General features: G+C 41.7%; 15 protein-coding genes and 1 pseudogene. 1 reads left to right on the forward strand and 15 read right to left on the reverse strand.

The annotated features are described in order from the left end of the window. Positions 1-17: 17 nt before the first annotated feature. The 7 genes from WMO28_RS04695 to WMO28_RS04725 all read right to left on the reverse strand — a co-directional run bounded on the left by WMO28_RS04695 (position 18) and on the right by WMO28_RS04725 (position 7,635). Positions 18-968 carry an amidoligase family protein gene (locus WMO28_RS04695; RefSeq protein WP_071849528.1) on the reverse strand — a complete coding sequence of 317 codons (951 nt, stop codon included), beginning with the start codon at positions 966-968 and terminating at the stop codon, positions 18-20. Between the two features lie 5 nt (positions 969-973). Then, positions 974-2,275 (reverse strand): DNA (cytosine-5-)-methyltransferase, encoded by a 1,302-nt coding sequence (dcm, locus tag WMO28_RS04700; RefSeq protein ID WP_302471993.1) that lies wholly within the window; start codon positions 2,273-2,275, stop codon positions 974-976. 75 nt (positions 2,276-2,350) lie between these two features. Further along, on the reverse strand, positions 2,351-2,923 hold the full coding sequence (locus tag WMO28_RS04705) for a hypothetical protein (protein WP_349056197.1): 573 nt from the start codon (positions 2,921-2,923) through the stop codon (positions 2,351-2,353). A 218-nt stretch (positions 2,924-3,141) separates the two neighbouring features. Next, positions 3,142-3,435, reverse strand: a complete 294-nt coding sequence (locus WMO28_RS04710; protein ID WP_006428275.1) for a hypothetical protein — start codon at positions 3,433-3,435, stop codon at positions 3,142-3,144. After that, positions 3,423-4,331: a ParM/StbA family protein gene (locus tag WMO28_RS04715; RefSeq protein WP_161208660.1), complete on the reverse strand. Its 909-nt coding sequence runs from the start codon at positions 4,329-4,331 to the stop codon at positions 3,423-3,425. The genes WMO28_RS04710 and WMO28_RS04715 overlap by 13 nt, the downstream gene beginning before the upstream one ends. Positions 4,332-4,571: 240 nt before the next feature. Next, positions 4,572-7,076, reverse strand: coding sequence for a DEAD/DEAH box helicase family protein (locus WMO28_RS04720; RefSeq protein WP_161208638.1), 2,505 nt, complete (start codon positions 7,074-7,076; stop codon positions 4,572-4,574). Positions 7,077-7,284: 208 nt separating this feature from the next. Beyond that, a complete protein-coding gene (locus WMO28_RS04725; protein ID WP_227234671.1) occupies positions 7,285-7,635 on the reverse strand; it encodes a hypothetical protein in 351 nt (116 codons plus the stop codon). A 132-nt stretch (positions 7,636-7,767) separates the two neighbouring features. On the opposite strand from WMO28_RS04725, the gene WMO28_RS04730 reads away from it, so the two are divergent. Continuing rightward, positions 7,768-8,019 carry a helix-turn-helix domain-containing protein gene (locus tag WMO28_RS04730; RefSeq protein WP_015513363.1) on the forward strand — a complete coding sequence of 84 codons (252 nt, stop codon included), beginning with the start codon at positions 7,768-7,770 and terminating at the stop codon, positions 8,017-8,019. A gap of 54 nt (positions 8,020-8,073) precedes the next feature. On the opposite strand, the gene WMO28_RS04735 is transcribed toward WMO28_RS04730, so the two are convergent. The 8 genes and pseudogenes from WMO28_RS04735 to WMO28_RS04770 all read right to left on the reverse strand — a co-directional run bounded on the left by WMO28_RS04735 (position 8,074) and on the right by WMO28_RS04770 (position 13,639). After that, positions 8,074-8,682, reverse strand: a complete 609-nt coding sequence (locus WMO28_RS04735) for a DUF6664 family protein (RefSeq protein WP_055147690.1) — start codon at positions 8,680-8,682, stop codon at positions 8,074-8,076. 293 nt (positions 8,683-8,975) lie between these two features. Beyond that, positions 8,976-9,476 (reverse strand): annotated as a pseudogene (locus WMO28_RS04740) (carboxymuconolactone decarboxylase family protein); the annotation flags it as partial. 68 nt (positions 9,477-9,544) lie between these two features. Beyond that, entirely contained in the window at positions 9,545-10,015 is a 471-nt protein-coding gene (locus tag WMO28_RS04745; protein ID WP_178645246.1) for a flavodoxin, read from the reverse strand. 149 nt (positions 10,016-10,164) lie between these two features. Then, entirely contained in the window at positions 10,165-11,754 is a 1,590-nt protein-coding gene (locus WMO28_RS04750; protein WP_349056198.1) for an AAA family ATPase, read from the reverse strand. Positions 11,755-11,855: 101 nt separating this feature from the next. Beyond that, positions 11,856-12,746: a LysR family transcriptional regulator gene (locus tag WMO28_RS04755; protein ID WP_349056199.1), complete on the reverse strand. Its 891-nt coding sequence runs from the start codon at positions 12,744-12,746 to the stop codon at positions 11,856-11,858. Positions 12,747-12,948: 202 nt separating this feature from the next. After that, positions 12,949-13,158 (reverse strand): hypothetical protein, encoded by a 210-nt coding sequence (locus tag WMO28_RS04760; RefSeq protein WP_178645243.1) that lies wholly within the window; start codon positions 13,156-13,158, stop codon positions 12,949-12,951. After that, positions 13,131-13,502, reverse strand: coding sequence for an aminotransferase class I/II-fold pyridoxal phosphate-dependent enzyme (locus tag WMO28_RS04765; protein WP_349056287.1), 372 nt, complete (start codon positions 13,500-13,502; stop codon positions 13,131-13,133). Before WMO28_RS04765 ends, WMO28_RS04760 begins: the two co-directional genes overlap by 28 nt. Beyond that, positions 13,445-13,639, reverse strand: a complete 195-nt coding sequence (locus WMO28_RS04770; protein ID WP_349056200.1) for a hypothetical protein — start codon at positions 13,637-13,639, stop codon at positions 13,445-13,447. The genes WMO28_RS04765 and WMO28_RS04770 overlap by 58 nt, the downstream gene beginning before the upstream one ends. Between the last annotated feature and the right edge of the window lie 15 nt (positions 13,640-13,654).

The raw sequence follows: 13,654 nt of genomic DNA on the forward strand, positions 1-13,654 counted from the left end.
CTGTTCTCATTATTCTGTTATCTCGCATCATCTGTCCGTCTTGGATTCTGCAGACAGGCATAGGTACTTTTGTCATACCGCCATGCCTTATCCCCGTCCAGATTGGCAAGCAGATGCTTCCGCACATTTTTGTATTCGTCCCCGATCAATCCGAGGCGGAGCAGAAAGGTGCGGAACGTAAATGCCGGGTTATCCCCGATCTCCGTCTTTTTTGCATGGGTACAAGATTGGTTGATCGCCTGTGCGGATATGGCAAGTGCCAGTGTGATATTCGACCGGACTTTTCCTGCATGGAGGGTGCTTTCAAAACAACGCCATTCCAGTGTTCCCTTGGAAAAAACAGCATGTAGGTTTAAGGCATAATACCTTGTCCAGTTGTAATGCTCGGAGCTTCCGTCATTTCCCTCATACCATGCCCTTTTGAATTTTTCCATCGTGATGGTGCTGTTTGGCATCCGGCGGATCTTCTCCAATACCATAGGACGGACTTTCTGGCAATACTCATCTTCCCTTCTCGTCTGTACATTTAAGGCTTTGAACAGAATATCCTCTTTGCAGTACATGATCGTCAGTGCATTTTTCAGACTCCTTGGTGTATGATTGGATGCGTCCACATGGACATGCATGCCACAGGATGAATTGACAAAAGCACCTGCGTTTTTGACACACCGCACCACTTCCTGGAGTTTCCCCATTTCCGAATATTCCAATTTCGGGGATACCATTTCTGTCGAATAATCTCCATCGGCATCTATTACAGTACCATTTGCCAGCCTTTCACAGTCGATACTGCTGTCTCTTGAAAATTTCCACGTTTTTCCATCTGAATCTTTTACACACCAGGAATCGTAAGAACGGATATGATATGGCTCTGTTCCGAACATTCTTCCAATCGCAACAGCCGCATCATAGCGGCTGATACCTGTCATCTCAATCTCTGTACCAAAATACTGGTCTTTTAGGTCGATCTGCTTCACCCACCCTTCGCTTCTGGAACAGGTGAGCCGCTTTGGATCTCTTCATCTACTGCTTTCAAATTTCTGCCTATTGCTTCAATGACATTGACAGTGACACCATTACCGGCCTGCTTGTAAAGCTGGTTATCCGATGTTTCTTTTTCCATCTTGGAAATCTGACCATCCCGATATCCCTGCAGCCGCAGACACTCCCTTGGCGTCAGCCTGCGGATTCTGCCGTGGTAAATCACTCCATGACGGTCAGTTGCCGTAATGGTGAACATTGGCTCTTCCGGTTCTTTCATCCTTCTTCCATTCTGGCGGACTTTTTCCTTGGCCGGTGTCAGCACTGCCCTTGGCGGTTCTTCCACCAGCACCCCGGAACTTTCGCCTCTGTGGTTATGGATGCTGGAATCCTGTCTGGTATTCAGACATCTTGCAACGTCTGTCACCAGCGGCGGAGGGGAGATATCTACAAAATGCAGTGTTCCCTGCTGGTTTCCGGTCGTCAGGGTATGGGCGATCTCATGCCCGACTCTCCCCCTGCGACTGTTGATTCCCGGATATCCGAGATCGATGCTGTCCCCCTCGTAGGCCATCTTGTATCCTTTTCGGGTGTTTTCCTTGATTGGGATACCAACTTCGTATAATCCGGTCTTGCCGCCCATACCACCAGCCCCGCTGGTCAGCGTGCAGCTCAGTCCTTCTTCTGCGTAGACTCTTTCTCCCTGTTTGCCAGCATGGACTTGTATAAGAGCTGTTCCATTTGCTTTTGGGAAAGGTAATATTTTTCCGGCACATCTTCCATCAAGATATCCGACAATATACACCCGCTTCCTTGACTGGGGGACTCCGAAATCCTTGCTGTTAAGCACTTTCCATTCGACATGATACCCCAGTTCAGATAGCGTACTGAGGATGGTGTGAAACGTCTGCCCTTTGTCATGCGAAAGCAGACCGGGTACGTTTTCAAGGAGAAAATACGCAGGTCGTTTGTCTGCAACCAGTCTGGCAACTTCAAAGAAAAGGGTTCCTCTTGCATCGGCAAATCCTTCCCTTCGTCCAGCGATTGAGAATGCCTGGCAAGGAAATCCCGCACATAAAAGATCAAAGTCCGGCATTCGTTCTGTTTCAATATTTCTTGCGTCATTGCAGAACCACTCTCCTTCCGTATCAAACAGCACCCGGTAGTTGTGGTCTGCATATGCATCTGCTTCACAGTGTCCGACACAGGTGAAGCCCCCTGCCCTGTGCAGCCCTTCTCGGAATCCTCCGATTCCACTGAACAGGTCAAAAAATCGAATTGTTCCGGCTATCAGCCTCCCTTCGCTGCGAAAAAAACAGTGCAGATTTCTCTGCACCGTTTCCGTCTCTTGGTTTCTGTTTTGTGATGTCTATTCTTCTGATTCCGCTTCCTCTGGCTCAGATTCTTCTGCTTCTTCGGTTTCCAGTTCTGTTGGCTCTGCTTCCGCTGGCTCTTCGTTTTCTGGCTCTGTCGGCTCTTCATCTGCTTCAGCTTCGTCCGGTTCTGTCATTTCTCCGTCTGTTTCAGCTTCCAGTGCTTCTGTCTCAGGCTCTTCTGCTTCAGGTTCTACTGACTCTTCATCCGGTTCTGATTTCGCAGTCTCAGGATCTTCCATTTCTGTTTCTTCGGCTTCCTCTGACTCTGCTTTCCATTTGACTTCTTCTTTTTCGATTGCATCTTCGATAAGCCCGATTAAGAAGTCTTTCTGTTTCATGCCATTCCTGGCGAGGACTGCTTTCAGTCTGGAAAATAAATCCTCAGTTACCTGTACTGCTACTGTTCTTAAATCTGCCATGTTCGCCTTTTCTCCTTTTCTTGTCATGTGTTCTTCGATTACCATTTCAAGGTATTTTGGTATGCTGATTCCTAACTCTTCGACTTCCAGTTTTAGCTTTTCATGCAGCTCTACCGGGATTTTTCCGCATATGTTTTTCATCTCCATTGTGTTCGTTCTCCTTTCTTTTTTCTACATACAACATACCCTAAAACGTGACAGAAAGCTATTCACAATACCCAACGAATATGAGGCTCTCAAAAGCTCCCAAAGGATGCAGATCCAATAACATTCAATAGGCATCACCCCTTTCAAAAATCCGTGATTTATACTAATTTGACTGCTTGAAATTTGGCTATTTTATCACCAGGAAAGACTTGACTTTTTCAGAATGCATCCTCAAGCCCGGAGAGAAAATCCAGCATCTGGGACGGGATTTCTTCCTTTTTTGAAACACTCTCCCCGGAGCCAGAAATGGAAACACCTGCCAGTTCTTCCCGGATTGCCTGCCGGATGCTTTTCTCCAGCTGGTTGTTTTCCTGATCTTTTAAGATCACCTGAACCAGATAGCTGCTCTTCTGTCCATCTGGAACACTTTGCAGGATCTCCCATGCCTTTTTGTGATCTGGGTTATCAAGGTTCAGGCGGAACGAGAAAACGGGTCTCTTTACTTCGCGCACATCTGCCCCACAATCCGCTCATAGCCGGAAGCATTGGCGTGTACGTCTGTCAGGTAAATCTGCCGACACAGCCCGTCCTGCGGTGTCACGTGCCGTTTCAGAATGCTGGCTCCGCCGCCCATGATCACGGACGGAATTGCCTTCAGATCGAACCCGGCTTCCATAATTGCAGACAGTATTTTCTCCGTGTAGAGCCTTCCCTGCCGGACAATGATTTCTTTTGCGGCCGGGTCCATGCTGCAGCTCTGGCCGTTCAGAACACGTTCGATCTGAATATCCGTTACAGACAGTCCGGTATTTCTGCGTACCTGCTCGGTGATCTCATCCACACACCGGATCACACCAAGTTCCAGGCTGCGGCAGGTAGCGGCATTTGGAACACTGTTGTCCAGCCGCATCAGGTCTACGGTCCAGCCACCGATATCTGCGAGAAGAACAGAAGGCTCGTCCCGAACACATTCCGGGTGGAGAGCCAGGGCTGAGTATCCCTGTGGGAACAGTTTTACATCCTGAATCCGGATCTCATAGCTCTCATCCTCGTACCGGAAACGCAGAGGCTGCTCTTTCCGAAACAGATATTCCCGGAAGCCTTTTTTCTCCCTGCCAAAACTTGCCAGTGGAAGACCGGCTGCCAGAACTACATCTGTTTTCCGCTCTCCCCGGCGATAGCGGATTTCCTGGGCAATGGCTGCCATTGTCAAAAGATAATAATTGTCATTGGAAGTCTTACTTCTCACCAGCGTCTGCCGCCCGGTTCCACACACATAAAATTTCCCATTGTACTGCAGGACATTCTGCATGGTATACGGCTCGTAATCGTATCCGGTCAGTCCGGTCGGGAAACATACATGGGGAGTTTTTATGGCATAATATCCATGGTCAATTCCTATAATGATAAGTCACCACATCCTTTCTGGTTTTTCTTGTTCTTTTCCAGCAGGTGGTCTTTTGGTCTGGAAAAAGAGAAAAAGGGCAGAACCCCGAAGAGCCCTGCCCGTAATAAAAAATACCGCTATGTATATTTGCAAATAAACACACATAGCTGTATTCCATCATTTTTTATTTGTCAATCAGTGCTGTAAAATAATATAACTTTGCACTAATTCCATTGCTGTTTATTTTTATAATTTGTCCTTTTAATCCTTCCGTTCAAACTTAACTGTATACCTATTGACAATATCATCTTTTCTAAGTTTATATATACGCAGCAATTCATTAATTTTATTTACATCACTAAGATTTCCGTTCTGGCAAAGAGTACTATAGAAATCTCGAAGATTTTTTCTAAAACATGTTAGTTCTTTCTCGGTCATCACTCTCATATTTTCATCAGGAGATGCAACCTCATCAACAACTTTAGATGGATGAATCATTATTGGTACACATTCATTTGGGTATACATAATTCTCCTTAAACCAATTAACTGATCCCGATAATTGATTACAATAATCTTTCTTTATTGTTTGAGTAGTGGCCTCTGTTTTACATTCAATAACCAAATATTTGCCAGTGTCAATTGCCCACAAATTATCAGGTCCGTATCCTCCTGTTTCTTTATCAGGTCTTGAACATACAAAGCCAAGAATTGTTCCTATTTGACTTAATGCCTCCTCAAACTTTTCGTATTCGCTTCCCATACATAAATTTGCCAAAATTCCATCTACATATACTAACAGTTCATTTAACCCAAGTTTTTCAGCATCTAGATTTGTACTGATGGCTTGTGCCTGCGGAATTGTATTAATTGTTCTTTGATATTGTATTCCCGCAATAGGCGACAGAATAGCTGCATTTAATTTTTTGCCCGCTTTTAGCACTTCTTGAGAAAGTGCCGGATCTATTTTATTGGTATATTCAGCCTGAATCTGGTATAAATATCCCTTAGTTTTTTTGTCTTTCTCTTTATCTTTAACACTCTTAATAGTATTTGCAGCATCAGACCACTGCATATTTATAGCATTTTCAAAAGCTTTTCTCTGAGCAACTATTTTTTCATCTACCTTTGCCTCATTTGAGTATTTGACAGCAGCCAAATTTTCCTTACAGGTTGCAACCCATTCTGCATTTTTCTCTAATGAATAATTTGCAAGTTCAAATATTTGATCAATTGTTGGCTTTGAACCAGTTTCACTAACCAATAAATCCCATAATTGTTTTGAAAGATCATATTGGCATCTTGTCGCTACACTAAAATAATCTATTCCTCTATTTCGTGATAACACATCTGTAAGCTCATCACCCATAAGAACAATACAACACTCATCGTCATTAGAACGAATTCCACGCCCCATGCCTTGCTCAATTCTTTGGACTTGTTCCCTTAATAAAACAGTGCTCTGAGGAGCTACACTTTGAATATATCTATCCTTAATGCTATTTAAAGGAGGAAGCCCGTCAATAACCAACATTCTACAAGCATCACCCGGCAAATCAATTCCGTCATATCTATTAACAAAAATTATTTTTCCTACATGTTTACCGCTTTTTAATGCTGCAACTATTTTATCTATGTTATCTTTTGTCGCTGTTCGTATTCCACGTTCATCCCAAAATTTTGCTCTGGAAAAAGAAGGGACAAGTATTACAACATTATACTTTTCAGCTATTTTCTCAATTTTTTCCTTTATCTCAATTTCTGATATATCACTATTTACGTACTTTGGAAAAATAATGAGTCTATCGCCAATATCATTAGCATTCTCTGGCGTAATAATGTTCTTCATATCTTCTGTATTTAATCCTAACGCAGAAACAAACACACTGTCATCAGCTAATGTTGCACTCATATATATGCGTCTACTTGCTTCTTCAAGACTCGATATCTTATCTAAATCAATTCCCTTAGGTGATATTTCAATTGCAGAAGCAGTAATTATACAATCACTTGTTTCCAAGCTTCGCTCTATCAACGGCAACCCAAAATATATTGCAGAATTCTTACTATTATCATATTTCGTTAATATTCTATAAATGTTATCTTGCTGTCTCTGCCATTCCCAATAAGGCACAAGCATTTTTTTTCGACAATCTTTCATTTCAACAATGTCAATATAGTTTTTTGGATTGTAGTCTTTTAACGAAGAACTAAATATAGCAATTAATTCCTTATAGGCATCTGATTCAGCATCAATTTTTATCATAAACTGACTAATGATTTTATCCATACACGCATGTACATCATCAATAATAATACTTCCTATAGGGTAATTGCCACCTTCTCTCATCCCGAAATAACTATAACCATTTACAATAGTCTGAATAGAAGTAACAAGAATTGCTTTTGAATTTGAATAGCTATAATCATCTTTATCTTCCGTTGCAGAAATTCCCAATCTCTTAGCCTCATCAATAACCTGCTTAACCAAATAATTATCAGGCACAACATATATAGCTGGTCCTTTTTCTTCATTTAAGCAGCTCTGAAGCATAATCAACCCAACTACTGTTTTACCGCTACCAGTATTCATTTTTAAAATTACATTTTTCTCATTTCTTATATCAAACCACTTTTTCCATACTTCGCTTTGAACATCTCTAGGATATCCATAACCTGGTGCTTTTGAAGGTAATGTCATAAAAATTTCTCTAGGCTCTATTGTTTTGGCTTTTGCACTAGAACTAAGTTTCGATAAAAGATTCATTATTCCACTCCTGATTTTTTAAATACTGCGTCCTCTGAACTTATATATAAATTTTCTAAGGAACGCAGGCACAATATCTACTAGAACCGTTGCTAAATTAACTATTAAATCTACTGGGAGTAATCCTTTTCAATTTCACTTGTTAATCTACTTTACAAACTCATTTCTATTGACAATAATACCATAAAAATGCTCTACTGTATATTTTTTATTTATAATCTAGATCTTGAATCCATCTTCGGACTTCTGTTGACACATTTTTGCAAAAATCTTGAATCCATATTTCATGAAGTCTGATTTCTGATTTTGTACTGCCTATATTTCCAACACTCCCACCTGTTTCCCGGAGTGCATTCAAACATTCCCATTCTTTTTTGAAATCTCCTGTAAATTCCATCCAGACTTTTGTATGATATTCCTTAAAACCAAGATGATAAATCAGATAGGTCAGCCTGTCAAAATCAGCTAACTGCATTTTTTCTTTCTTGAGTAATAACCTTTTATCATGCTCGCTACATAAATATAAAAATGCAAGCTGCTCTATCTTTGCCTGCTCCATACATTTCTCCCTTCTCTTCTGTCTTTGTCTCATTTTTACAACCGATTCTACCTTGTCCAATCGTTAAAATCAATACAGATGGTGCAAAAAGTGAGACAAACCATCTTTTTACCAGAGAGGAAGAGATTTAAGATGCCAAAGCCAAGGACACAGTCTGGTGAGAAGAATCTGATTAGCCAGCGATTGATTGAACTTCGCAAGACCCACAATATGTCTCAGCGTGATCTTGCCTATAAACTCCAGTTAGCTGGTTACGATATGGATAAAAATGTAATCACCAGAATCGAAACAAACAAGCGTTATGTCACTGATCTTGAATTAAAAGCCATTGCTGAAATCTTTCAGGTTTCATACATATTTCTCATTGATGGCAAAGATGAATAGAAGTGACAAATGGGGAAGTTCCTTTCGTGCTTCCCCATTTTATCCGTCCCTTTTTTACAAATTTAATAGTTCCAGAATTTTCTGCATGCCAGCCTGATATAAAGATTCCGCATATAATATCCATCTCTCACTAACTTCAGTAACGTATTTGTCTATTGTTTTTCGCTTTTCTTTTGATAATCCCATTGTCTGAACCTGTTCTTCATATTTCGATATTTTTTCAAGCATTCCCTGGTACACTGTATTTTCTTTCAGCTGATCTTCAACCTCATCAATCCAGGTATCCAGCAGCAACTCCAGCAGTTTCTTTGTGTCACCGTCATCATTTCCCAATATTGCTTTTTTAATTTTTCCAAGCATTGCTCCATAGGAGATCATTTGAGCCTGTCCCATATAAAAATGGTACTGTTCTTCTATCATTTCCTTTTCGCTTTCCAGTCGGAAATATTGATGCACTGCCTTATGCTCTTCTGTCGTTAGACTGATTGCCTGATTCGACTCCATAAATGTTTCTATTACTGGATACCTCTCTGTAAGTTCCAGTATTTTATTTTGCAGTCTCTGGTATTCCGCATCATGCTTTTTCAGATAGGTGCAAACCTGTTCTCCTATCCGTATCCCCAAGCATTGCTCATTCCAGATGATATCTGGCTGTGCTGTCATATCGGTGTCTCCCTTCTGTGTAGTTTTCCTGTTCCAAGCACAAGACTATACCACACTTCTGGGAGAAAGCTATTCACCAAACCTACTGAAATCTCCTGGCAGATTCTGTGCAACCTATCCCTTTTCCCACAAAAAAACTGGTATGAAAGACTCCTTGTTCTCTCATACCAGCTATCTATTTCTTATTTAACTGAATACACATTCTTTTCTATTCTCTGTGTATCCTGTACTTATTTATGGCAAAAATCAGACTACAGACACGCTATACACTCTTATGCTACATAATCCAGTTTACGGCAGCCCGGCTCAAAGGTTACATTGAAGATGCCAACCTGGCTTGTGGATACCGGTGCAAGAAAGCTCTTGCCGCTGAAATACTGTGCGAATCCGTCATTCGGTGCGCCAATCGGGAATACCATGGATTTCGCATGTGCTCTCATCTCCTCATCTTCATATGGAAGATCGCCCTCTGCTGTCTGCCATACTTCTTTTGCAAGATTGAATACAGCCCATGCCTTAGGCCAGCCTGCATAAAATCCCACATGTGTGATGATGGCAGCGATCTCTTTCTGTGTTACGCCATGATCCTTGGCATTCTGTAAATGGAATTTCAGAGAAGAATCTGTGATTCCCTGGGACATAAGGGCTACTACTGTGATGATGCTTCTTGTCTTCACATCAATGTCCTGATTGTTCCAGTTCTCTCCGAACAGTACATCATCATTATAATGTGCGAACTCCGGTGCAAATTCGCCCAGAGCATTTCTTCCTGCTGTCTGTATAATTTTTTTCATTTCTGTATTCCTCCACATATCAGTATTACGAATGTTTCACTGCAATATTGCCTTCACGTTCTGTTTTCTTACAGAGATTTTACCCATGCACTGATCTCCGATCTTCCGGCTCTGTTGAGAAGTTTTCCCTCAACAATCTCTGCTCCCGGAGCTGACGGCTCAAGCTCTCTTACTGTGTTTCCGAATCCGCTTCCGCCTGAAGTTGCAAAAAGTACGATCTTCTTGCCCGCGAAATCATGTGCTTCTAGGAATGTATTTACGATAGTCGGTGCCACATACCACCAGATTGGGAATCCCAGGATGATCTCATCATATGCGCTGATGTCGATATCCTCCCCTGTGATCTCAGGTCTGAATTTCTTGTCATTCATCTCCACACTGCTTCTGGACTTCTTATCCATCCAGTTCAGATCAGCCTTTGTATAGGCTACCTTCGGAGTGATCTCATGAAGATCGCAGTTTCCCTCCTCAGCGATCATCTCTGCGATTTTTTTTGTATTTCCTCCTGCGCTGAAAAATGCTACTAATTTTTTTGACATAGATTTATCCTCCTGACTAAAAAAGATGTATAGGACCGACGCTGTTTTTTTGTGTCGTTGTCTTATACATCTATTTTAGTTCTTTGTATTGTTTATGTCTAATACTTAGTTTAAATTCTCTTTTATGCCTTAAAGGCATTTGTCATCTATTATTCTTTATAATATTTTTCAATCACACATGTATGCTGCTTCGTTTTTTTATCATAATTTATTCCTGCAAGCAAAAGATTTCCATGATAGTCCTTAAGAGCATCTGCATATTTATTTTCCCTGATCTGAGAAATGGCTCCTCTGGCACTTTTATCCCACTTCAGTTCAATCACTGCTGCCGGTTTATCTGCATATAATTTTCTCGGAATAAAGCAAACATCCGCAAATCCTTTTCCTGTCGGCATCTCCCGAATGATCGTGTAATACTCTCTCGCAAAATAAAACGCCAGATTGATGGTACAGCTCAAAGAGTTCTCATCATTATATTTCAGAACTGAAATCTCTCTGTGTGCCTGATCAATTCCTTTCGCTACTGCCACACTATCCTGGTTCCACAATGCCTGAAGAAGTTTTCTGGAAGCTTCCACTGACCGGATTACTTCTTTCCAGTCCATTGTGCTGATTGCATTGATATATTCCTGCGCGACTTCTTTATTAGGAATCATTACGGTTTTATCCGGCCAGTGATAACTGAGATAGCCAAGATGTACCAGCAGCGTCAGAACATCATCCATCCCCTGAAATGTCGTCATATCATTAGAAAAAGTTCCAGTATTAATCTGTATTCTGTCTCCGGCCAGCATCCTTACCACCGCATCTTTAAGGCCATCATAGTTCATCCGGATATAAATTTTCAGTGCCTCATAAGTTTCTGTCTGATTCCAGTAATTATCAAACACACCACTTAACATGGCATCCACTACTGATTTCGGACTGTACATAAAATATGTTTTTTTCTTTTCGTTCTCCACTGCAACCAGCTCATATCCATCATACCATGCCTGTGCTTCCTGAAAATTCCGTTTATACTGAGTGCAAAGATCCTTCACTTCATCTTCTGTGAACCCGAAAAATTCTGCCATTTCTCTGGGATTTATCATGGAATATTCCGTAAACATATTTAAAGCGGAATGAGAACCATATTTTTTAACCGGAAGTATTCCCGTCATATATGCCAATGCTACATATTCCTGATCTTTCAGCCACGCACGTAGAAAATCCAGATATTTTTTCTGTGCATCCATATCCTGCTTAAACTCTCTGAATATACAGTCCCATTCATCAATCAGAATCACAAAAGGATGTCTGGTATATGAAAAAACATCTTTCATCGCAAAAACCAGATAATCACTGTCAATACACTCCGGATAATTCATTCTTAATTCCCGAAGAAGTCGTTTCTGAAGAAGTCTCAGCATTTCATCCATATTTCCGGCTGCGCTTAAAAACTCCTGCATATTGATCCGTATCACATCATACTGGTTTAAATGTTCCCGGAAACTTTTATCTGAATGAATCTTAAGCCTGTCAAATATTTCTGTACAGTCTTCACCTCTTCCGTAATATGCAGCCAGCATATTTGCTGCCATGGATTTTCCAAAACGACGCGGTCTGCTTACACAGACAAATCTCTGCTCCGTTCCAAGCACTTCATTTGTTTTTGCGATCAATCCGCTTTTATCTACATAGATTCTGGAGCGCAGACAGGCTTTAAATAATCCGCTGCCCGGATTCAGATAGCTTCCCATTCCATTTCACCCCTTATTGCAAAAAATGATTTCACAGTACACGTTTCTTTCTGAAACCATGATACCATGAAACCATTTTTCTGTAAATCGCAGTTTCCTGTTCAGTTTTTCTTCCACGCCCCAAAGTCCTTGATTTCTTCAATAAAACGCTCCACCACAGGAGAATTGGGAATGTTTCTTCTCCAGGCTATGACTGTATTTGCGGTGATCTCCGGATACAGTCTTTTCTGTACAATATATTCTTCCTTCCAGTATCGTCCGGCGCCTTCAACGGAAATCGGATAACCTGCGCCTTTTGAGGCCAGAACACCGGCGTTCGTGCCAAGATTACTGGTGTAGGCGATCTGAAGCCGGTTGAAATCTTTTCCGAACCAGTTGGCCAGCTCACTCTGGACCCCGGTTCGTTCCGGCAGGATCAGCGGTTTATCCAGGAGATCTTTTTTCTCTATGAATTCTTTTTCTGCAAGGGGATCATCCGGGCGCATGCTTACCACCCAGTGATCGCTGTCCTGAATACGTATATATTCCATATCCTCCGTATTCACAGGTTCCATAAAAAGTCCGATATCCACAAGTCCTTTATTCATCATCTCATAGGTGATATCCGCTGTAGCTGTGTGCACAGCGATCTGAACCAGCGGATATTTTTCCCGGTATTTCTTACAAAGCTCTGCCAGAATCTCCACTGCCACAAATTCCCCACAGCCAACCGTGATCTTCCCTTCCATCAGTTCTTCAGCACCTCTTAATTCCTCCCTGGTACGTTCTTCCAGATCAAGAAGCTCCAGTGCCCTTCTTTTAAAAAGAAGTCCCTGTTCTGTCAGCGTGATGTTTCTTCCGGAACGCACCAGAAGCTGCACTCCCAGCTCTTCCTCAAGCCCTGCAAGCTGCCTGGAAAGCGTAGGCTGTGTGATATGCAGCTGTTCTGCCGCTTTTGTAAAACTCTGTTCTTTTGCTACTGTTAAAAAATATCGTAATATTCGAAAATCCATAAGTTATCATCCTTTATCCATTTCAACAAAATATCACACTCTGCCTGCTTTACACAGTTTCCTATCTATAGCGATCCAATAAATTCAAAGGCTGCAATCTTTTATCATTATACAACGAAACATACAGGCAGACCAGACCCGTTCAGATATAAAACAAGAGCGAAAAGTTTACCAAAAACTCTTCGCCCTGTACGTTTATCTTTTATAATCCAAGCATGTTCGCAAATAACACGATCAGCGAAATCGCAATAATGGTTCTCTCAAGGAAGATCACCAGAAGCTTCCAGAAATTCAGCGGAATCTCACTCTTGATGATAATAGTTCCGACCTCAGTCAGATAAATGATCTGCACCAGAGAAAGAACACCGATCACAAACCTGGTCTTTACAGAGGTAAGTGTAACTGCAAGCAATGCAGGGATAAACGCTGCTCCTTCATCTTCTTCAGGCGGACAAGTGCCTCATCGATTGTTTTCTCCTCACGTGCAAAATGTAGACGGATCAGGTTGTTCACATCTTCACGGAAGAAGCTGGAGCCCGGTACTGCTGCCACTCCGATGTTTTTGATCATCCACTCGCAGAACTCAAAATCTGTATATCCTGCAAACTGCGGAAGATCCAGAAATTCCTGAATATCGATCATAACGAAGTAGGTTCCCTGTGGCACATTGTGCTTCAGTCCGATCTCGTCCAGGCCATTTAAGAAATGCGCTCTTTTCTTTGTATATAATGCGAGAAGAGATTGGACGGATTGCAGACAATGATCGCTTTTGGCGGATCGAAGTCAGGAAATCCCTGAGACAGATTGATTGCTCCATACTCATCGCTGATTCTTGTCATACGGCGGATAACGGAGTCTGTAAATGTATTCACACGGTCACTTAATTTTGGCATAAGTTTCTCCTTCTT

The organism is Blautia aquisgranensis, from assembly GCF_040096615.1.
GTDB lineage: Bacteria > Bacillota > Clostridia > Lachnospirales > Lachnospiraceae > Blautia_A > Blautia_A aquisgranensis.